This window comes from Burkholderia sp. BCC0506 (assembly GCF_902833145.1).
GTDB lineage: Bacteria > Pseudomonadota > Gammaproteobacteria > Burkholderiales > Burkholderiaceae > Burkholderia.
Genome location: NZ_CADFEN010000004.1, coordinates 208,865 through 228,548, shown reverse-complemented (window position 1 = coordinate 228,548; position 19,684 = coordinate 208,865). Strand labels below are relative to the sequence as shown.

The 19,684-nt window shown below is 70.1% G+C and carries 19 protein-coding genes; 11 read left to right on the top strand and 8 right to left on the bottom strand.

Annotated features, from left to right (window positions below; translation table 11 throughout):
• Position 1 precedes the first annotated feature (1 nt).
• The gene (locus HWX62_RS10985) at positions 2 to 1,327 is read right to left on the bottom strand and encodes an MFS transporter (protein ID WP_175928570.1); all 1,326 of its coding nucleotides are present in this window, start codon (positions 1,325 to 1,327) and stop codon (positions 2 to 4) included.
• A 127-nt stretch (positions 1,328 to 1,454) separates the two neighbouring features.
• Between HWX62_RS10985 and HWX62_RS32915 the strand changes: the two genes are divergently transcribed.
• From HWX62_RS32915 to HWX62_RS10955, 7 genes are all read left to right on the top strand, one after another.
• Positions 1,455 to 1,784, top strand: coding sequence for a hypothetical protein (locus HWX62_RS32915; RefSeq protein WP_244136023.1), 330 nt, complete (start codon positions 1,455 to 1,457; stop codon positions 1,782 to 1,784).
• Positions 1,785 to 1,987: 203 nt separating this feature from the next.
• Entirely contained in the window at positions 1,988 to 2,749 is a 762-nt protein-coding gene (gene cobA / locus HWX62_RS10980) for a uroporphyrinogen-III C-methyltransferase (RefSeq protein WP_175928571.1), read from the top strand.
• Between the two features lie 120 nt (positions 2,750 to 2,869).
• Positions 2,870 to 3,466: an ANTAR domain-containing protein gene (locus tag HWX62_RS10975; protein ID WP_175928572.1), complete on the top strand. Its 597-nt coding sequence runs from the start codon at positions 2,870 to 2,872 to the stop codon at positions 3,464 to 3,466.
• A gap of 5 nt (positions 3,467 to 3,471) precedes the next feature.
• Positions 3,472 to 4,524 (top strand): CmpA/NrtA family ABC transporter substrate-binding protein, encoded by a 1,053-nt coding sequence (locus HWX62_RS10970; protein WP_175928573.1) that lies wholly within the window; start codon positions 3,472 to 3,474, stop codon positions 4,522 to 4,524.
• Between the two features lie 112 nt (positions 4,525 to 4,636).
• Entirely contained in the window at positions 4,637 to 5,236 is a 600-nt protein-coding gene (locus HWX62_RS10965; protein ID WP_175928574.1) for a uracil-DNA glycosylase family protein, read from the top strand.
• Positions 5,237 to 5,318: 82 nt separating this feature from the next.
• Positions 5,319 to 6,260, top strand: coding sequence for a helix-turn-helix transcriptional regulator (locus tag HWX62_RS10960; RefSeq protein WP_175928575.1), 942 nt, complete (start codon positions 5,319 to 5,321; stop codon positions 6,258 to 6,260).
• Positions 6,261 to 6,376: 116 nt separating this feature from the next.
• Positions 6,377 to 7,075, top strand: a complete 699-nt coding sequence (locus tag HWX62_RS10955) for a fumarylacetoacetate hydrolase family protein (RefSeq protein WP_175928576.1) — start codon at positions 6,377 to 6,379, stop codon at positions 7,073 to 7,075.
• Positions 7,076 to 7,118: 43 nt separating this feature from the next.
• Here HWX62_RS10955 and HWX62_RS10950 read toward each other — a convergent pair whose 3' ends face one another.
• The 6 genes from HWX62_RS10950 to HWX62_RS10925 all read right to left on the bottom strand — a co-directional run bounded on the left by HWX62_RS10950 (position 7,119) and on the right by HWX62_RS10925 (position 14,439).
• Positions 7,119 to 7,658, bottom strand: coding sequence for a DUF4303 domain-containing protein (locus HWX62_RS10950; protein WP_175928577.1), 540 nt, complete (start codon positions 7,656 to 7,658; stop codon positions 7,119 to 7,121).
• Between the two features lie 126 nt (positions 7,659 to 7,784).
• Positions 7,785 to 8,375, bottom strand: a complete 591-nt coding sequence (locus HWX62_RS10945; protein ID WP_175928578.1) for a hypothetical protein — start codon at positions 8,373 to 8,375, stop codon at positions 7,785 to 7,787.
• A gap of 231 nt (positions 8,376 to 8,606) precedes the next feature.
• The gene (locus tag HWX62_RS10940) at positions 8,607 to 10,205 is read right to left on the bottom strand and encodes a trypsin-like peptidase domain-containing protein (RefSeq protein WP_175928579.1); all 1,599 of its coding nucleotides are present in this window, start codon (positions 10,203 to 10,205) and stop codon (positions 8,607 to 8,609) included.
• 319 nt (positions 10,206 to 10,524) lie between these two features.
• On the bottom strand, positions 10,525 to 11,430 hold the full coding sequence (locus HWX62_RS10935; protein WP_244136022.1) for a hypothetical protein: 906 nt from the start codon (positions 11,428 to 11,430) through the stop codon (positions 10,525 to 10,527).
• Positions 11,431 to 11,478: 48 nt separating this feature from the next.
• On the bottom strand, positions 11,479 to 12,318 hold the full coding sequence (locus tag HWX62_RS10930) for a type II CAAX endopeptidase family protein (protein WP_175928580.1): 840 nt from the start codon (positions 12,316 to 12,318) through the stop codon (positions 11,479 to 11,481).
• 642 nt (positions 12,319 to 12,960) lie between these two features.
• Positions 12,961 to 14,439 (bottom strand): PLP-dependent aminotransferase family protein, encoded by a 1,479-nt coding sequence (locus HWX62_RS10925; protein ID WP_175928581.1) that lies wholly within the window; start codon positions 14,437 to 14,439, stop codon positions 12,961 to 12,963.
• 174 nt (positions 14,440 to 14,613) lie between these two features.
• On the opposite strand from HWX62_RS10925, the gene HWX62_RS10920 reads away from it, so the two are divergent.
• Positions 14,614 to 15,816, top strand: a complete 1,203-nt coding sequence (locus tag HWX62_RS10920) for a GNAT family N-acetyltransferase (protein WP_175928582.1) — start codon at positions 14,614 to 14,616, stop codon at positions 15,814 to 15,816.
• Between the two features lie 24 nt (positions 15,817 to 15,840).
• On the opposite strand, the gene HWX62_RS10915 is transcribed toward HWX62_RS10920, so the two are convergent.
• Positions 15,841 to 16,323, bottom strand: coding sequence for a DUF3331 domain-containing protein (locus HWX62_RS10915; RefSeq protein WP_175928583.1), 483 nt, complete (start codon positions 16,321 to 16,323; stop codon positions 15,841 to 15,843).
• Positions 16,324 to 16,674: 351 nt separating this feature from the next.
• Between HWX62_RS10915 and HWX62_RS10910 the strand changes: the two genes are divergently transcribed.
• The 3 genes from HWX62_RS10910 (at position 16,675) to HWX62_RS10900 (ending at position 19,681) form a co-directional block, all read left to right on the top strand.
• On the top strand, positions 16,675 to 17,415 hold the full coding sequence (locus HWX62_RS10910) for a GNAT family N-acetyltransferase (RefSeq protein ID WP_175928584.1): 741 nt from the start codon (positions 16,675 to 16,677) through the stop codon (positions 17,413 to 17,415).
• Between the two features lie 357 nt (positions 17,416 to 17,772).
• Positions 17,773 to 18,837: a 2,3-butanediol dehydrogenase gene (locus HWX62_RS10905; RefSeq protein WP_175928755.1), complete on the top strand. Its 1,065-nt coding sequence runs from the start codon at positions 17,773 to 17,775 to the stop codon at positions 18,835 to 18,837.
• A gap of 187 nt (positions 18,838 to 19,024) precedes the next feature.
• Positions 19,025 to 19,681, top strand: coding sequence for a VC0807 family protein (locus tag HWX62_RS10900; RefSeq protein ID WP_175928585.1), 657 nt, complete (start codon positions 19,025 to 19,027; stop codon positions 19,679 to 19,681).
• Positions 19,682 to 19,684: the final 3 nt, after the last annotated feature.

The following is a 19,684-nucleotide window of genomic DNA, read 5'->3' as shown; positions in this document are numbered from 1 at the left end:
ATCAGTTCGCGGCGTTGGCGGCGGCCAGCGCGCGATCGCGCAGCTCCGCCTCGCGCGCCTTGTGTTCTTCGCTGAAGCGCACGGCCATCGCGCACAGCGCGGTCGCGGTGACCGCGAGGCCGAGCAGGCTCAGCGCCTGCTGCACGTCGCCGACACCCTTCAGCAGGAAAGCCGCGGCCACCGCGCCGACGTTGCCGCCCGCGCCGACGATTCCCGCGACGCCGCCGAGCGCCTTGCGGTCGATGAACGGCACGAGCGCGTAGGTCGCGCCGCACGCCATGTGCGTGAAAAGGCCGAAGGTCAGCATCGCGACGAGGGCGATGCCGATGCTTTGCGCATGCGAGAACCAGATCAGCCCGAGCCCTTCGCCGATGATCAGCGCGCACAGCAGCGTCGCGCGCACGTCGAGGCTGCGGCGTGCCGCGATCTTGTCGGACAGCCAGCCGCCGAGCGCGCGGGCGAACAGCGCGAGCAGCCCGAACATCCCGACCGCGAAGCCGGCGTCCTTCAGCGACAGCTTGTAGTGATCGACGTAGTACAGCGCGGCGATGTTGTGGATGAACACCTCGACGCCGAAGCACGCGCCGTACGTGACGAACAGCATCCACACGCGATAGTTGGCGCAGGCCGCGAAGAAGCTCGCCCAGCCGCCCTTCTTGCCGCTGTCGATCGTCACACCCTGCTTGCGCAGCGCGACGAAATCGCCTTGCGGGCAGTCCTGCGTGAAGCGCCAGTACGCCCACGCCATCACGAGCATCGCCACGCCCGGCACGACCAGCGCGACGCGCCACGACGAGTCCTCGCCCAAGCCGAGCATCAGGCCGGCGGCGACGAGCAGCGGCATCAGCGCCTGCGTCGCGCCCGCGCCGGCATTGCCCCAGCCGGCCGTCGTCGCGTTCGCGGTGCCGACCACGTTCGGCGCGAACATCACCGACGTGTGGTACTGCGTGATCACGAAGCCCGCGCCGATCGCGCCGATGCCGAGCCGGCAGATCAGGAACCACAGGTAATCGTGCGTGAACGACACGGCGAACACGGGGATCGCACCGAGCAGCAGCAGCCCGGCATACACGCGGCGCGGGCCGAAGCGGTCGCACAGCGGGCCGACCAGCAGCCGCACGGCGATCGTCGCGGCCACCGCGGCGATGTTGATGTTCGCGACCTGCGCGGCCGTGAGGTGGAATTCGCGCGCGATCAGCGGCATCAGCGGCGCGCACGCGAACCACGCGAAGAAGCATACGAAGAACGCCATCCACGTCAGATGGAACGCGCGCATCGGCGCGGTGCGGAGGCTGAAGAGATCGATACGGGTAGCTTTGTCGGTCATGTCATCCGCCAAACGAAAAACGGCGTCCTGCGCACCCGGTCTCGTCGAGACCCGATGCGTAGGACGCCGTTGCCCATGAAGCCCGTTGCCGGGCGCGTCGGTATTCGGTACTGCGGACGGATCGCCATTGACCCGCCCGAACGACTTATTGCAAGCGACGTGCCATGTCAGCGTCGATCACGCCGCGAGCCCCACCGCACAAGGCGCGCCGGGCAATCGGCGCGAGCTCGCGATGCGCTGCGCGCTCTCCATCGCGATGCAGCGAGGCACAGATGTGGTGCGCTGCAGCACTGTCGCCGTGCGCTCGCGCCGTGCGCGCCGTTGGGGCACGCCGCACGCCAATGCGGGATGGCGCATGCTCGCGCATGGCGAGCGCGTGCATGCTCGCGGCCGTCGCGCGGTGCGCGGCGCGACGCGACGGCCGAGTCGTCGCACCGGTTGGCCCGGATATTGCTGAACCTCGATCACACCGGCAACGGCGCCGGTGGGCAGTCCCCGCAAACCCGGCCCGCCATTCACCGCGGGCCCGTCAGGACAACGGCGTCCCTCCGTGCACGGCACGGCCGGATGCCGGTGCATTTGTTTGGACCGCCCGCCGCCGCCGCGCAACACCGCGACATCAGACCGCCGCAGGAATGCGATGCGGCACAGGAACACGACATGACGACAGGCAAAGTCACGCTGCTGGGCGCCGGGCCCGGCGACCCCGATCTCCTCACGCTGAAAGCGGTGAAGGCGCTGGCCGCCGCCGACGTGCTGCTGCTCGACGATCTCGTCGCGCCCGGCATCGTCGCACTCGCGCCGCAGGCGCGCGTGATCCGCGTCGGCAAGCGCGGCGGCTGCCGCTCCACGCCGCAGGCGTTCATCGAGAAACTGATGCGCCGCTACGCGCTGCGCGGCGCGCACGTGGTGCGCGTGAAAGGCGGCGATGCGCTGCTGTTCGGGCGCGCCGGCGAGGAACTCGCGACGCTGCGCGCGGCCGCGATTCCGGTCGAGATCGTCAACGGCATCTCGTCGGGATTCGCCGCGGCCGCGAGCCTCGGCATCTCGCTCACGCATCGCGAGCACTGCCAGGGCGTCACGTTCGTCACCGCACACCGCCAGGACCACGGCGAGCCCGACTGGGCACGGCTCGCGGCAACCGGCACGACGCTCGCGATCTACATGGGGATGAGCCGCGTCGACAGCATCGCGGCGGGCCTGCTCGCCGCGCTTCCCGCGTCGACGCCGGCGGCGGCCGTGCAATGGGCCGGCACGCCCGACGAACGCCGCTGGACCGGCACGCTCGGCACGCTCGCGCACGGTATCCGGGCCGCGCGGCTCGGCAGTCCGGCCGTGATCCTCGTCGGCGGCGCGATCGGCGAAGCGGCCGCGCTGGGCGCGGACGCGGCAACCGGCGCGGCGCTTTCGCGGGCCGCCTGACATGCGCCGCATCGCGCGGCTTCGGCCGCTCCCCGTTTCCCTGCCCCCCGGCCGCACGCGCGGCCTGCATGCATCGTTCGTCCCGTGCCTCGACGCGTCACCGTCCCTGTTGCCCGCCCCATGAGTTCGTCCGCCCTGCCCGCCCGCCTGCGCGTGCTGCTCGTCACCGATACCGACAAGCCGATCGGCGAGCTCGGCGACGCGCTCGCGCGTCTCGGCTACGAGATGCTGAACGACGTCGCGACGCCCGCGCGCCTGCCGGCGGCCGTCGAGGAGCAACGCCCCGACGTCGTGATCATCGATACCGATTCGCCGTCGCGCGACACGCTCGAACAGCTCGCCGTCATGCATGCGACCGCACCGCGCCCCGTGCTGATGTTCAGCCACGACGCCGACCAGGAACTGATCCGCGCGGCGGTCGGCGCGGGCGTCAGCGCGTATCTGGTCGAAGGGTTGTCGGCCGAGCGCCTCGCGCCGATTCTCGAAGTCGCGCTCGCGCGCTTCTCCCACGACGACGCGCTGCGCCGCCGGCTGGCCGACGTCGAGCGCGAACTCGAGGAGCGCAAGCTGATCGACCGCGCGAAACGCGTGCTGATGGACCAGCGCAAGCTCTCCGAACACGATGCGTATGCCGCGCTGCGCAAGCGTGCGATGGATCAGGGCCTGCGCATCGTCGACGTCGCGCGACAATTGCTCGACGCGTCACCCCAGTCATGAGTGCCATGAATACTTCCCCTCCCGCCGCGCCGGAACGCGCGCATCTTCGCCTGGGGTTCGTCGCGCTCAGCGACGCGGCCCCGCTGATCGTCGCGCAGCGCCTGGACCTCGGCGCGCGTCATGGCCTCACGCTCGAATTGAGCCGCCAGCCGTCGTGGGCGGCCGTGCGCGACAAGCTGCTCAGCGGCGAGCTCGACGCCGCGCATGCGCTGTACGGGCTCGTCTGCGGGCTGCAGCTCGGCATCGGCGGCCCGCAGACCGACATGGCCGCGTTGATGGTGCTGAACCGCAACGGCCAGGCGATCACGTTGTCGCGCGGCCTCGCCGACGCGTACCGCGAAACCGCCAGCGTGCGCACCGCGTTCGCGGCACTCGGCCGCAAGCCGCTGCTCGCGCAGACCTTCCCGACCGGCACGCACGCGATGTGGCTGAACGCGTGGCTCGCGTCGCACGGCGTCGATCCGCTGCACGACGTGCGCAGCGTCGTGATCCCGCCGCCCGAGATGGTCGCCGCGCTCGCGGGCGGCGAGCTCGACGGCTTCTGCGCGGGCGAGCCGTGGCACGCGGTGGCCGAAGCGTGCGGCGCGGGCCGCACCGTCGCCGTCACGAGCGAGATCTGGCCCGATCATCCGGAGAAGGTGCTCGCGACGCGGCGCGACTTCGTCGCGCTGTATCCGGCCACCGCGCGTGCGCTGGTCCGCACGCTCGTCGATGCGTGCGCGTGGCTCGACAGCGCCGCACACCGCCGCGAGGCGGCCGACTGGCTCGCGTCGCCCGACGCGCTCGGCGTGCCGGCCCGGCTGATCGCGCCGCGCCTGCTCGGCGACTACGGCGCGGGGCCGTTCGCCACGCCGCCGTTGCCGATCCGCTTTCACGACGGCGGCGCCGTGAACCGGCCCGATCCGCGCGAGGGCCGGTGGTTCCTGTCGCAATACCGGCGCTGGGGCATGCTCGACGGTTCGCACGACGACGCAGGGATCGCCGCGGCGATTGCGCAGACCGCGTTGTATGATGCTGCGGTCGCCGAAGGCGGCGCAGCGGGCCCGTCGCGGGCGTGACGCGCACCGCGCGGTGCGGCCGGCGGATGCGACCGGGCCGCGCCGCCCGGCCGCTGCCCGCCTGCGCCGCTCGTACGACACCGCCTCGTCACTCCGTCCCCGCTCCGAATCGATGCCGAAAAGAACGCGCGCGCCGCTCGACGCGCTGCTCACCGAAATCCGCGCGTGCCGTGCATGCGAAGCCGACCTGCCGCTCGGCCCGCGTCCGGTCGTGCGCGCGCATCGCGACGCACGCATCCTGATCGTCGGGCAGGCACCGGGCGCGAAGGTCCATGCGAGCGGCATCCCGTGGGACGACGCGAGCGGCAAGCGGCTGCGCGACTGGCTCGGCGTCGATGCCGAGACCTTCTACGACGACACGCGCTTCGCGATCGTACCGATGGGTTTCTGCTACCCGGGCCGCGGCGCGAGCGGCGACAACCCGCCGCGCCCCGAGTGCGCGCGACTGTGGATCGACCGGCTCGTAGCCGAACTGCCGTCGATCCGGCTCACGCTGCTGATCGGCCAGTACGCGCAGCGGCATTTCCTGCGCGGCACGCGCAAGGCGACGCTGACCGACACCGTGCAGGCCTGGCACGACTACGGCGCGGCCATCCTGCCGCTGCCGCATCCGTCGCCGCGCAACCAGGCATGGTTCAAGCACCATCCGTGGTTCGACGCCGAGGTCGTGCCCGAGCTGCGGCGCCGCGTCGCGTCGCTCGTGACGGACTGACCGCGCGAACGCATCCGTCGCCGCCACGCCCGGTTCGCTGTACCATCGCGGCTCAACCGCGTCACGAACAGCAGAATCCTTCATGCCCTCCACCGCCCCGCCGCGCCTGTACGGGATGCCCGAACGCAGCGACCGGCTCGATTTCTACATCCGCGACCAGGCGTCGCGCCAGGCGATCACCGAGCCGCACCGGCACGCGTATTTCCAGATCCAGTTCAACCTCGGCGGCGACACCGAGCAGCGCATCGGCGGCGTCACGCGGCCGTTTCCGCGCGGCGCGCTCGCGTTCGTGCTGCCGCACCGCGAGCACCTGATTCCGCATCCGGAAGGCGCGCACTTCATCGTGATCAACTTCAGCCAGGCATTCCTGCGCGCCGATCTCGACGTCGATCCGCTCGATCTCGAGGACGTGCCCGCGCACCGCTTCCCCGAACTGACGCCGTTCCGCTTCCAGGAGCATCTCGATTTCATCCTGACCGGCGACACGTACGACGAGGCGCGCCGCCTCGCGCTATGCATGCTCGACGCCGACCGCGTGCGCACGTTCGGCTCGACCACGTTGCTGCGCGGCTATCTGCTGCAACTGATCGGGCTCGTCTGCACGCAGTACGCGGGCGCGCTCGACAAGCTCGCGCAGCGCGGCGCCCAGCGCGCGGGCCGGCGCGACGCGCTCGCCCGCGTGCTGCGCCACGTGCGGGCGAACCTGACGCGCGAGGACCTGACGCTCGCCGCGACCGCCGAAGCCGCGTTTCTTTCGCCGAACTACCTCGCGCACCTGGTCCGCAAGGAAACCGGCAGCACCTTCACCGATCTCGTGACCGAGCGCCGGATCGCGCTCGCGCAATCGCTGCTGGCCCACACCAGCCGGCGCATCGCGGACATCGCACGCTCGGTCGGCTTTCGCGACGAAGGCTATTTCGCGCGGCGCTTCCGTGCACGGGTGGGCATGTCGCCGAAGGCGTACCGCGACGCGAACGCCGCGCTGCCCGCGGCCGACGACACGCAGCCTGCCGCCGACGCGTAGTTTTGTCCCGGTAAAACGCAGTTGCGTCGCATCCGGGCGCACGCGCGTCGGGTATCGTTGCACGCATGCCGGCCGGTGCGCCGGCCATCCGTCTTCCCACCGAACGAGGCCCTCCGATGTCCGCATACGTCATCGACGCTGCCGAGCGTCCTTCCATCGAAGTCGAACAGTCGACCGCGCGCTTTCCGGTGCGCCGCGTATTCTGCGTCGGCCGCAACTACGCCGACCACGCCCGCGAAATGGGCGCCGACCCCGAGCGCGAACCGCCGTTCTTCTTCACGAAGCCGGCCGACGCGATCGTGCCGGCCAGCGGCACGGTCGCGTATCCGCCGCTGACGAACGACCTCCATCACGAAATCGAGCTGGTCGTCGCGATCGGCAAGGACGGCCGGGCGATCGATCCGGCCGACGCGCTGTCGCACGTGTGGGGCTACGGCGTCGGCGTCGACCTCACGCGCCGCGACCTGCAGGCCGAAGCGAAGAAGCTGAGCCGTCCGTGGGACTGGGCGAAGGGTTTCGACGCGTCGGGCCCCGTGACCGCGCTGCGCGCGGCGACGGCCACCGGCCACCCGGCAACCGGCCGCATCTGGCTCGCGGTCAACGGCGACACGCGCCAGCAAGGCGACCTCGCCGACATGATCTGGGCCGTGCCCGACGTGATCGCGTACGTGTCGCGCTCGGTCGAGCTGAAGGCCGGCGACCTGATCTTCACCGGCACGCCGGCCGGTGTCGGCGCGCTGCAGCCGGGCGACCGCGTGACGGGCGGCGTCGACGGCGTCGCGACGTTCGAATTCGTCGTGGGCGCGAAACCGTGACGCAGCGCGCGGGGCAGCCGCCCCGCGGGTATCCCGGTGCCGGTCAGCCGTAGCGGCGCAGGAAGGCGTCGGCGACGGCCGGCGGGTTCAGCGCTTTCGCCGATGCGTTCTCCAGCGCCTCGGCTGCGTCGTCGTCGCCGATCGACACGAACAGCGTGATGGCCGCGCGGTCGTCGCCGGTGCCGAACACGCCGTCGCGATCGAGCAGCCGCAACGCCGCGACCATGTCGGCATGCAGTTGCCGGGAAAATTCGGGGAATCGCGACCGGACGAACTGCGGGCTCAGCAGTTCGTCCGCCAGCCTGCCGCAGATCGCGTTGAACGGCGAAGCCTCGGCCGCCGCGTACGCCCACTCGGACACGCTCCACACGGCCCGCGGATCGTCGTCCGCAACCGCCAGCCGCGCGCGGGCCCGGCGCAGCCCTTCGACCGAATTGGCCGCCGGCACCACCGTCATCGCGCCGCTGTCGGTGTACAACGCGAACGCGTAGAAATGCTCGTCCGGGTGCAACGCCCGCAGCGCCCTGAAGGTCGCCCTCGCGGCATCGGCAATGTCCCGCTGGAAATCAGAAAAGTCGCTCATCGCATCCTCGTCCAGTCGGCTGTCGCGATCGTCGGGACGCACGGCGCGCGAATCGTGCGCCGTCTTCCCGCATGCGGCGGATTGTCCGTCATTCGGCCGCGCGCCGGTACCGGGGCGCACCCGCGCTCACCGCCCGGCGTCCTGCTCGTCGAACGCCCGCACGCACACGGCGGCGGCCAGCGCGATCGCCGCCGATAGCAGCATCATCGCGAGCGTCAGGTAGCCCGCGTTGCCGGCGGTCAGCCACGCGCCCGTCAGCGACGACAGCGCGGCGCCGCCGCCGATCGTCATCGCACCCGCCAGCCCGGATGCGCTGCCCGCCAGCTCCGGGCGCACCGACACCGCGCCCGCATGGGCGCCGGGGTTACTCAGCCCGTTGCCGATGCCCACCAGCACGCACGGGCCGAACCAGGCGAGCGCGTGCGTCGCGCCGCCGAACACGAGCGCGAGGCCGACCAGCGGGCCCGCGCACGCCACGACTCGCCCCCACAGGATCGTCGTGGCCAGCGCGTAGCGGCGCGCGACCCGCGCGGCCACCGCCGCATATCCGCCGAGCGACAGCGCGACGAGCGCATAGTCGGCGTGCAGGTCGCGCGCGATCGCCGGCAGCGACGGCAGGAACAGGCTCAGCGGCAGCACCGACAACGCACACAGCAGGATCAGCGTCGCGTGTCGCGGCGACGCCGCTCCGGAAGCGCTCGACAGGTTCGATTGCAAGGAGATGCCCTCCCGCGCACCGGCCGCACGGCCATGCGCAACACAAAAAAAAGCCCCCGAACGGGTCGGGGGCGCATGGGTGCCGGCGCGGTGCCGCTACCGGACCCTGCGCCTGTGGATTACTACTACGACGAAGCAAGCCGTTTTCATGCCGAATGGCTCCTGAATGCGTGGCGGACCGCCCGCGATACCGGACGATGGTAGGCGGACGACGACAGCCGCGTCAACATCCTAACGCGTGCGCACCGACACGAACTTCCGCGCGTTGTTGCGCTGGATCAGCACGGCGATCACGCTGCCGCCGCTCGCTTCGAGCGTCGGTACGTCGTCCGGCGTCTCGAGCAGCGTGTCGTTGAGCTCGAGCACGACGTCGCCCGGCTGGATACCCGCGCGCGCGGCCGGGCCGTGCACCGCGTCCACCATCATCCCGACCGCGAGCCCCGTCGAACGGCGCTCGTCGTCGCTCAGCGCGTGCATCGTCAGCCCGAGGCGGTCGCCGCCATCAGCTGCATCGCCTTTGTCGCCGGTGCCCGGCCCCGGCCGCGCGCCCGCTTTCGGCGCGGCCATGCCGACCGTCGCGGCCGCGCCGCCGTCCGCGTCGTCGGCGCCGGCGCCGGCGCCGGTGATCGTCAGCGTCACCGGCGCGCGATTGCGGATCACGCGCAGCCGCGCCTTCCCGCCGGGCGGCAGCGCGGCGGCAACGTCGTTCAGTTCGGCCGAGCGGCCGATGGCCTTGTCGCCCACCTTCACGATCACGTCGCCGGGTTTCAAGCCGGCCGCGGCGGCCGGCGAGCCGGGGGCGACGCCGTTGACGAGCGCGCCCGCCGGGCGCGGCAGCCCGAACGCCGCGGCCAGACCGACGCCGACGTCCTGCACGTCGACGCCCAACGCATTGCCCGACGGCGCGGCCGGCGCGGGTGCCGGAGGCTGCTGCGCCTGCATCTGTGCCTGCTGTTGCGCGCGCAACTGGGCGCGCACCTTGGCCGCGAATGCGATCGGGATGGCAAACGTCATGCTCGCGTAGCGGTCGGCGCCCGTATAGACCTGCACCGCGATGCCGATCACGTCGCCCGCGCGATTGAACACGGGGCCGCCCGAGTTGTCCGGGTTCGGTGCGATGTCGGTCTCGAAGAACGGAAACGCATTGCCGTCCGGCAGCCGGCGCGCCGTCGCGCTGACGATGCCGGCCGTGACCGTGTTGCCCGATCCGTCCGGCGCGCCGATCGTCATCACCGGTTCGCCCGCGCGGACTTTCGACGAATCGCCGACGCGCACGAACGGCAGCTTCGTCGCGTCGACGTGCAGCACGGCGACATCGCTTTGCGGATCGACGGCCAGCACCGTCGCCTTGAATTCGCGGCGGTCGGTGAGCCGCACCGTTACGTCGGTCGCCTCGTCGACCACATGGGCGGACGTGAGGATCAGCCCGTCGGCGCTGACGATGAAGCCCGAGCCGCTGCCGGATACCGTGCGCGGCGCCGTATCGGGCGCCGGCGCCTGCGGCCCTTGCGCGGGCCGCGGTGCGCCGTGCCGGAAAAACGCGGCGAGCGGATCGTCGGGATCGAGGATGGCAAAGGCCGGGCCGCCGGTTTGCGGATCGGGTGCGGCAGCCAGGATGGTCACGACCGCCGGGCCGTAGCGCTCGACGATCGCCGGGAAATCGACCGGCATCGCGTACGGCACGGCGGGCGGCCGTGCCTTCGTCGCGGGCGGTGCGGCGGGCGGCGCGAGGGTGCCCGCAACGGCGGCGGGCGGCGGCAGGATTCCGGCGAACACGCCCCCGATCAACGCAGTGCGAAGCACGGCGCGAGCAAGCGTCTGGCAAACCACGGTGCACCTCCCCCGGGCAGCCGCGACGCCACCGTGCGCGAGACGCGCAGGCGCCCGACAAGCACCGGTACACCCAACCATTTATAGCCCACGCCGCGGTTGGAACATACGAATCGAAACCCGTATGCCGGAAGGTCCCGCGTTGGTGGAGCCGCGACGGCGTTCGTTTCGAACAAAGTGCGCGGTTCGTCAATCCGAATATCCACCACGCATCGGTGTGCGCGCCACGGTCACCGCCGTCGTCGCGGTCTGCGGCCAATCGTCAGCCTGTTGCGCATCGCGACGGACAGCGTGCGGCACGCAAACCGCGAAAGGCCGGTCAGTGGCACGACAGCACCGCCACCCCACCGACGCCTGACGTGTTCGGCAACGCAACCGTGTAACCGACGGCGACCAGCGGCTGCGCCGCGTCATGTCCGACGACGATCGATTGAAGCGTCGCGGGCCCGGTGGTCTTCAACACACCGTTCAACGGCACCTGCGTGTACGTCAGCGCCTGTTGCGCACTCCCCAGCTTGATCGACAGGTCCAGCGTGGTGAGCGTGCGCGTGACCGGATCGAGCGTGGCCGAACTCGACACGAGCGCACCGCTCGTGCCGCCGTAGTTGCTCGCCACCGTGTCGGCGATCACCTGCGTACACGAAAGCGGGCCGCCGGTGGCGGGCAACGACAGCGGCGTGCCGACCGCGTAGTGAACGCCTTGCGAATCGTTATAGGTATTGCCGTCGGTATCCATCGCGCGATTCCACCGGCCGATCGCCACATCGGTGCCGACGCCCTGGATCTCGGTCACGGCCCCGTGGTCGAGCCCGAGGCAATCGCTCGCCGCCGCCGACGACGCAAGCGTCGTGAATGCGCCGCTGCCCTGCTGAACCAGGCTCGTCGCCGGCACATCGGCCGCCGTCATGTTGCGGTTCTTCGCCCACTCGCTCGGCAAGTTCGGCACCACGAGCACCGCCAGCCGGCCGTTGTTCGCCGCGACCGGCGACGCCGCACCCGAATAGCTGAAGTTGCCGTTCGGCCGGCAGGCCGTTTGTACGGATGGCTGAGTGGACGCCCCCGGCGCCGGCGTGGCGGGCGACGTGGCCGTCGGCGTCCCCGCCGTATCGTTGTTCGATGCGCTGCTGCCCGTATGGGCGGCGCCACCGTCATCGCCGCCGCCACAGGCCGTCAACATCAGTACCGTACTTGCCAGACCCACCAGACAGACTTGCTTGCCCCGCATGCTTCACCTCTTTCTCGTTGTTGAAACCCGTCGCCGTGTGCGCCCGGTTCACACGGCGTCGTTTGCCGTATTCGCCGGCGCCACGCGCAGCGCATCGACCGACTTGACCAGCCACCCTGCACCGATGCCGCCCAACGCAAGCGCGCCCAACCACCAGGAAGTCGGCCAGATCTCGAGCAGGCTCTCCTTCGTGAGGACGAACGGCGACTTCAGTGCGACGAGCACCACGGCCGTGTTGTAGCTGGCATGAATCAATATCCCCGGCAGCAGCGATCGAGTAGCCGCATACAGTTTTCCGATCAGCAAACCGAGTCCGAATGCGAGCGCGAACTGGTACACATTCAAATGCGCGAGACCGAATACGGCGGCCGAATGGGCGATCGCCGTTCCCTCCGGGTACTGTCGCAAGAAGCTGCGCAGCATCACGCCGCGAAACAGCATCTCTTCGAGTAGCGGCGCAATCACGCAGGTCAACACGATCAGGCCGAGCCCGCCATTCACATAAACCTCGCGGGCTTCATCCCGGGTTCCGCTCCACGGGAAAAACTGCCCGACACCGACTTCGAGCACGCTCATCGTCACGAGCAATGCCGGCGTGATCAGCAACACGGGCACGAGAAATTGCCCGATCGTCGTTCGCCAGGAATCGACGCTGTCATGCAGCAAGCTGCGGTAGGTCAATTGGCTGTGGTGAAGCAGCACCGTGAATACGAGCCCGTTCGCGAGCACCCGCCCGATGCTCGCGATCGCCATCGTCTGAAGCCCGGCGCCGCGGCCGGCCGACCAGATGATCGAGTTCATCAAATACTCGACCATGTTCAGCACGACGACGATAAAAAACGCTTCCAGCAGATTCGGAAAACAATAACGGCTTGAATCGGATTTCATCTTGCTCTATACGGTTTCGCAGACGGCATACGCGCTGATTGCGCGCTCGGATGCCTGCGGCCGATCTCGTCCGATCGGCATTTTTATTTATTGGAGTACAGGGCCGACGCGACCTTCGTGCTCCGCTATTCTTAACGGCGGAAAAGTAACCGTTTGTTACGGAGAAGGATCGTCGCTCATCGCATGCGTCGCGACAAGCGCCATTGACCATTTTTTACGATCGAAAGAATAAGACTGTCGATCCGGGCCGCGTGGTCGGGAAACGTCAATATCGAGATAAAGGCCGAGCTTTTAAAAGATTCAATGATTTGCGACCGATGCAGCCTTTCGGCGCCTTTAAAGCACCGGTTACCTGACGCACCGGTCACGCGCGGCAAATTCTTTATTGATTGTCACCGAGACCATCCCGCAAGCGCCGCGCGGCGGCTTGCCGTCCGTGCAGACGGCGCTGTCCGATACCCCGTACACGATATTGCCGCGCTGGAACGGCCGGTCGGTGCCGACGCACGGGCCGTTGCTTCCGTGCCGCCGCGCACTTCGGCGTCCGGCTTCGGGTCGGCCGAATGCGGTTCGTTCCATGCGCGCGAGCGCAATGCGCGATCCGCCACGCGCTCGATCACGACGCGATGCGTGTCCGTACCGTCACGCGTTACCCGCGCCCACCCGCTCCGCGATCGCCGACACCAACCGCAACATCGGCTCGAACGCGTCGGCCGACGTATTGCCGAAACCGAGCACGAGCCCGTTGCCGGCGCGCCCCGCGTCGATCGCGAAACCCGACAGCGGAAACGGCCCGATGCCATGCGCGCGCGCCGCCTCGACGATCGCGCGGTCGCGATAACGCGCCGGCAGCCGCAGCGCCAGATGCAGCCCGCACGGGCCGCCCTCGACCTGGTGCGGCACGCTCAGGCTGCTGTCGAGCGCGGCGAGCAGCAAACGCCGCCGGTCGCGGTACAGCCGGCGCATGCGCCCGAGATGCCGGCCGTACTCGCCCGTCTCGATGAAATCGGCCAGCGCGAGCTGCACGTGGCGCGTCCCGCCGCGCAGCATCTCCGGCAGCGCCGGCCGCACGGCGGCCAGCAACGCGTCGGGCAGCACGAGAAAGCCGATCCGCAGCGCCGGAAACATCGTCTTGCTGAACGAGCCGAGATAGACGACCGGCGAATCGGGCGCGAGCCCCTGCATCGCGCCGATCGGCTCGCCGGTGTGACGGAATTCGCTGTCGTAGTCGTCCTCGATGATCCACGCGCGATGGCGGCGTGCCGCATCGATCAGCGCGAGCCGGCGCGAGATCGACAGCACGGCGCCGGTCGGAAACTGGTTCGACGGCGTCGTGTAGACGAGGCGCGGCGTGCGCTCGCGCCAGTCGTCCGGTTCCGCGCGCAGCCCTTCGGCGTCGACCGGCATCGGCACGACGTCGAGGTCGGCCGCCTGCATCGCGGTGCGCGCGCCGCGGTAGCCGGGCTCCTCGACCCACACCGTATCGCCCGGATTGGTCAGCAATTGCGCGCACAGCGCGATCGCGCCCTGCGCACCTTCGGTGATCACGATCTGCTCGGGATCGCAGCGCACGCCGCGCGTGACGGCCAGGTGGCGCGCGATCGACTCGCGCAACGCGGGCTCGCCGAGCGGATCGCCGTACGCCAGCAGGTCGCGCCCGGCGCGGCGCAACGCGCGGTCGATCGCGTGCCGCCACGCGTCCACCGGGAAATGCGACAGCGCCGGCACGCCCGGCCGGAAACCCGCCGATTCGCCGGTGCCGACGAGGCTCGGGCGAATCCGGCCGAGCCGCTGCGCGACGGCCGGCGGCGCGGCACGCCGGCGCGGCGGCGCCGGCCGCGACAGCCCGACGACCCGCGTGCCGCGCCGATCCGACTGCAGGAAACCTTCGGCAACCAGTTGCTCGTACACGGCGGCCGTCGTATTGCGCGACACGCCGAGCGTGTCGGCCAGCGCGCGCGTGCCGGGCAACCGCGTGCCGGCCGGCATCGCGCCGCCGAGAATCGCGTCGCGCACGCGGCGCAGCAACTGGCGCTGCAGCGACGGTGCGCCGGGCGTGCGCGCGAGCGGCGCATCGAGCGGCAGCAACGGCGCGTTGTCGGGAGGAACGGCAGTCGTCATCGGAATATCGCAGCGTGAAAAGCTCGAGCGGACGGTGAACGGCGTACGGCCGGCGGCCAGGGATCGTGGCACCATAAATTTGCCATTCGCTGGCGCTTCTCATGGTACCTCGCCGGGACTACGATCGTCTGCATGCCGGCATGTCGCCGGCCGCCAACCGAAGCGAGATCGACCTTGCCCACGCTCACCAACGCTTTCCAGCAGCCCATCGGCCAACCCGTTCCCGACTGGTCCGCGCGTCCGCGCCCCGAGCGCATCGCGCTCGAAGGCCGCTACTGCCGGCTCGAACCGCTCGACGCCGAGCGCCACGCGGCCGACCTGTACGCCGCCTACGCGCAGGCGCCCGACGGCCGCGACTGGACCTATCTCGCGCACGGCCCGTACGCCGACGCGTCCAGCTACCGCGACTACGCGCGCGGCGCACAGGCGAGCGCCGATCCGCTGCACTACACGGTGATCGATCGCGCCACGGGCCGCGCGGTCGGCACGCTCGCGCTGATGCGGATCGATCCGGCCAACGGCGTGATCGAAGTCGGTTCCGTCACGTTCTCGCCGCTGCTCAAGCGCACGCCGGTATCGACCGAAGCGCAGTTCCTGCTGATGAAGTACGCGTTCGACACGCTCGGCTACCGGCGCTACGAATGGAAATGCGACGACCTGAACGAACCGTCGCGCAAGGCGGCTGCGCGCCTCGGCTTCCGTTACGAGGGCACGTTCCGGCAGGCGATCGTCTATCGCGGCCGCAATCGCGACACCGCGTGGTTCTCGATCATCGACGGCGAATGGCCGGACGTCCGCGCCGCATTCGAAGCATGGCTCGCGCCGGAGAACTTCGATGCCGAAGGCAATCAGCGCCAGTCGCTCACCGCGATCCGCCACGCGCAGGCCCGCGCGCGCGATGCGGCCAGCCGCGCGAACGACGCCGCGCGCGTCACGGTGCGCCCGCTCGTCGCCGCCGACGAAGCCGCGTGGCGCCCGCTGTGGCAGGGTTACCAGAAGTTCTACGACACCGCGCTGAGCGACGCGGTGTTCGCGACGACATGGGCGCGCCTGATGGATCCGGCCGAGCCGATGTTCGTGCTCGGCGCGTTCGACGCGTCGGGCGCGCTGGTCGGGATCGTGCATGCGATCTACCACCGCTCGTGCTGGACCGAAGGGCCGTACTGCTACCTGCAGGATCTGTACACGGCGCCCGACGCGCGCGGGCAAGGCGCCGGCGGCGCGCTGATCGAGGCCGTGTACGAACGGGCCCGCGAAGCCGGCGCGAGCCGCGTGTACTGGCTCACGCACGAGACCAACACGACCGCGCGCGCGCTCTACGACAAGCTCGCGAACAATGCCGGTTTCATCCAGTACCGGCACGATCTGAAGAAGTAACGTCGCGCCGCCGCCGGGCAAGGTTCAGCCATGAACCTCGCCCGGACTGCATGCGTCGCCGTCCTCCGGCGCGCGATCGCACGCCGCACCGGCCCTACCCGGCACCGACGCCGGGCAGATCATCTCGTCGCCGTTGGCCGGCACGGGCCGCCGCACCGGCCGGAACACCGGCTCGCCCGGCTCGATCGGCTGCCCCGAGAGCGCGCAGCGGCCGGGCTGCAACGCGACGCGCAGGCGCCAGCGTTGCTCGCCGTAATGGCACCGGCCGCTCTCGACCCAGCGCACCAGCAGCCCGTCTTCGCCGGCCTCCAGCACCGTGACGAACAGTTGCGGGCGCAACGGCGATGCGGCGGCCGTCGCGTGCTCCGGAACCGGCGTGCGGCCGATCGCCACGAGCGGATACGCGACCCCGCCGCCGCGCGACGGCAGCGCATCGTCTTCGTCGCACGTCGACACATCGCACGACGGGTCTTCTTCGCAGATCGGGCTTTCCATGGAGTTGAGCATGCTTGACGGATTTCCGTGCAGGTTGAACGACGCCGGCGCGCTCGGCGCCGGCCCATCGGTTCGCGCAGCAGGGACAGGCCGATCGCCGCGCCGGCGACACCCGCCCGGTAGCTGGGCATCGGCCGCGCCACGCGCTTCGGTCATCCTCGTCTCCGTTGAAGCGGCCGCGTGCAACGGGATGTCTCGCGCGAGCGCAATCGGACTGGCGCACATGATACAAATTGAAGTTAACTTCAAGTAAAGGGGCAGCGTGCGCAACGATCCGTTTCGGCGAGGGTGACAATCGCCGGCGCAGCAAGCGACGGCATCCTCGGCTAAGCTGTCGGCTTCGCTCCGACAACGCCCGTCCGCATGCCGACCGCCTCCCCTGCACCGGCCACGCTGTTCCCGCTCGACGAAGCCTGGTCCGCCTTCCCCCGCCGCAAGGCCGCCGTGCGCGCGTTCATCGCCGGGTACTGCGCCGCGCGCGACCGGCGCGATGCGCCGCTGCACGACGGCCCGGACGGCCATGTCGTGCAGTTCGACGACGCGATGGGCCGGCCATTCGAGCATTTCATGATCGAGGGTGCGCCCGGGTCCGGCGCCGGCCCGTTCGCCGTCGGTGCGTGGATCACGCGCTACGGCGCGGCGCCGCTGCCGTCCGTGCTGCAAGGCAGGACGCGCCGGCTGACCGACGAGCACTTCATGGCCGCCGATATCGGCGGGCTATCCGGCGACGACGCGCTCGCGCAAGCGCTCGCCTGCGACACGCCGGACGCGATCGACGCATTCAACGCCAGCGGCGCCTTCCCGCCGTTCCACCCGAATCCGGCCGCATTCCTGTTCGCGCACCGGGTCGACGGGCAGATCGCGGCCACCGCGCGCTACGGCTTCGCGTCGCCGCGCGACATCGTCGTCGATCGCGTCGCGACGGCGGACGCATACCGCCGCCGTGGCCTCGCGACGCAACTGCTCGCCGCGATCGTCGCCCACGCACGGGACCGGGGGGCGCACCGCGTGTGGCTGATATCGAGCGAAGCCGGCCAGCCGCTGTACCGCGCCGCCGGATTCACGCCGCTCGCGGCCGTCGCCGTCGACGAAGTCGTCGCCTGAGCGCGGATCGAGCCGCATCGTTCGTCGCCGTTCGTCACCGTTCGTCTCGCGCTTCGTCTCATCGCGCTGAGACGAACGTCCCGGCGTCTCAGCGGATTCGATGTTCCGCTATCGCAGCAAATCCGACGCGCCATTCCTCCCGAATCCTGGCCGGTCGGCACCAGGCGACATGGTGCAATGCATCCAACGCCCCCTTCCGGCCGCCACGCACCACCCCGATTCACGCTGGCCCCGTTCCTGCATACCGGTCGATCGCGCAATCGCGCGACGGGCGCACCGGCAGTGTTGCCGCGCGCCCGACGACAACCTGACGGAGACAGCAACGTGAGTACATCGGCACCGAGCATCACACCCCGCATGAAGGCCGCCGTCTGGCACGGCCGCCACGACATCCGCGTCGAAGAGGTTCCCGTTCCGGCGCGCCCGCCCGCGGGCTGGGTCACGATTCGCGTGCACTGGTGCGGCATCTGCGGCTCCGACCTGCACGAATACGTCGCCGGGCCCGTGTTCATCCCGGTCGACGCGCCGCATCCGCTGACCGGCCTGAAGGGCCAGTGCATCCTCGGCCACGAGTTCAGCGGCGAGATCGCCGAGCTCGGCGCGGGCGTGTCGGGCTTCGCGGTCGGCGATCGCGTGACGGCCGACGCGTGCCAGCATTGCGGCACCTGCTGGTATTGCCGGCACGGGCTGTACAACATCTGCGAGAACCTCGCGTTCACCGGGCTGATGAACAACGGCGCGTTCGCGGAATACGTGAACGTGCCGGCCGAACTGCTGTACAAGCTGCCCGACGATTTCCCGACCGAGGCCGGCGCGCTGATCGAACCGCTCGCGGTCGGGCTGCATGCGGTGAAGAAGGCCGGCAACATCGTCGGGCAGACCGTCGTCGTGGTCGGCGCGGGCACGATCGGCCTGTGCACGATCATGTGCGCGAAGGCCGCGGGCGCCGGGCGCGTGATCGCGCTGGAGATGTCGGCCGCGCGCAAGCAGAAGGCGCTGGAGGTCGGTGCGAGCGTCGTGATCGACCCGAAAACGTCCGACGCGATCGCCGAAGTCAGGGCGCTGACGGGCGGCTGCGGCGCCGACGTGTCGTTCGAATGCATCGGGCACACGGCCACCGCGAAGCTCGCGATCGACGCGATCCGCAAGGCCGGCAAGTCGGTGATGGTCGGCATCTTCGAGGAACCGGCGCCGTTCAACTTCTTCGACATCGTGTCGACCGAGAAGGAAGTGATCGGCTCGCTCGCGTACAACGGCGAATTCGCGGACGTGATCCGCTTCATCGCGGACGGCCGCATCGACGTGCAGCCGCTCATCACCGGGCGCATCGCGCTCGGCGACATCGTCGCGCACGGCTTCGAGGAACTGGTCAACCACAAGGACCGCAACGTGAAGATCATCGTCCAGCCGGCCGTGTGCTGACCGCCGGCGCGGCCGCGGCATCGATGCACGCCGCGCCGCGCAGGCTCGTGCACCGCGAACCCATTGCGGCAGGCGACGTCGCAACCCCGCGCGATTCTTCGATATACTGAACCGAACCCTATTCGGGACAACCGGGGGCAACCACGCGTTTCGCGCGTCCGCCCCGACCTGCGTGGAATGGCGCACCGTGAAACCGCGAGCCGGACTGATTCTCGAACTCTTCGTCAACCTCGTGCTGCCCTGGGTGGCCTATCGGGTCGCGCATCCGCATTTCGGCGAAACCGGCGCGCTGTACGCGTCGGCCGTTCCGCCGATCATCTGGTCGATCGTCGAATTCATCCGCTCGCGCCGCGTCGACGCGGTGGCGGCCATCGTGCTGCTCGGCATCACGCTGTCGATCGTCGGAATGGCGTTCGGCGGCAGTCCGCGCACGCTGCTGATGCGCGAATCGATCGGCTCGGGCACGATCGGCATCGTGTTCCTGCTGTCGCTGTTGCGCGAACGCCCGCTGATCTACTATCTGGCCCGCGCGACCGTGGCCCGCGAGATGGACGGCGGCGCCGCGCACTTCGAAGCCGTCTGGGACGCCCAACCGGGCCTGCGGCAGATGCTGCGGCTGATGACGTTCGTGTGGGGCGCCATCATGACGCTCGAGATGCTGCTGCGCTGGTGGATGGTCGCCAACTGGCCGGTCGAACGCGTGCTCGTCGTGTCGCCGGTGATGGGCTACACGGTGTTCGGCTGCCTGCTGCTGTGGACGTTCTGGTACCGGCGGCGGATGCGCGTGCGCAACAGCGTCGACATCCCGGGCCGCAGCGGCGTCACCGAAACCGCCGGCCGCTGACAC

Coding starts and splice junctions, on each gene's coding strand:
- HWX62_RS10935 (WP_244136022.1), bottom strand. CDS start 11,430: ATGCGGGGCAAGCAAGTCTGTCTGGTGGGTCTGGCAAGTACGGTACTG.
- HWX62_RS10950 (WP_175928577.1), bottom strand. CDS start 7,658: ATGAGCGACTTTTCTGATTTCCAGCGGGACATTGCCGATGCCGCGAGG.
- HWX62_RS10975 (WP_175928572.1), top strand. CDS start 2,870: ATGAGTTCGTCCGCCCTGCCCGCCCGCCTGCGCGTGCTGCTCGTCACC.
- cobA (WP_175928571.1), top strand. CDS start 1,988: ATGACGACAGGCAAAGTCACGCTGCTGGGCGCCGGGCCCGGCGACCCC.
- HWX62_RS10910 (WP_175928584.1), top strand. CDS start 16,675: ATGCCGACCGCCTCCCCTGCACCGGCCACGCTGTTCCCGCTCGACGAA.
- HWX62_RS10985 (WP_175928570.1), bottom strand. CDS start 1,327: ATGACCGACAAAGCTACCCGTATCGATCTCTTCAGCCTCCGCACCGCG.
- HWX62_RS10930 (WP_175928580.1), bottom strand. CDS start 12,318: ATGAAATCCGATTCAAGCCGTTATTGTTTTCCGAATCTGCTGGAAGCG.
- HWX62_RS10915 (WP_175928583.1), bottom strand. CDS start 16,323: ATGCTCAACTCCATGGAAAGCCCGATCTGCGAAGAAGACCCGTCGTGC.
- HWX62_RS10925 (WP_175928581.1), bottom strand. CDS start 14,439: ATGACGACTGCCGTTCCTCCCGACAACGCGCCGTTGCTGCCGCTCGAT.
- HWX62_RS10965 (WP_175928574.1), top strand. CDS start 4,637: ATGCCGAAAAGAACGCGCGCGCCGCTCGACGCGCTGCTCACCGAAATC.
- HWX62_RS10905 (WP_175928755.1), top strand. CDS start 17,773: ATGAAGGCCGCCGTCTGGCACGGCCGCCACGACATCCGCGTCGAAGAG.
- HWX62_RS10960 (WP_175928575.1), top strand. CDS start 5,319: ATGCCCTCCACCGCCCCGCCGCGCCTGTACGGGATGCCCGAACGCAGC.
- HWX62_RS10970 (WP_175928573.1), top strand. CDS start 3,472: ATGAATACTTCCCCTCCCGCCGCGCCGGAACGCGCGCATCTTCGCCTG.
- HWX62_RS10955 (WP_175928576.1), top strand. CDS start 6,377: ATGTCCGCATACGTCATCGACGCTGCCGAGCGTCCTTCCATCGAAGTC.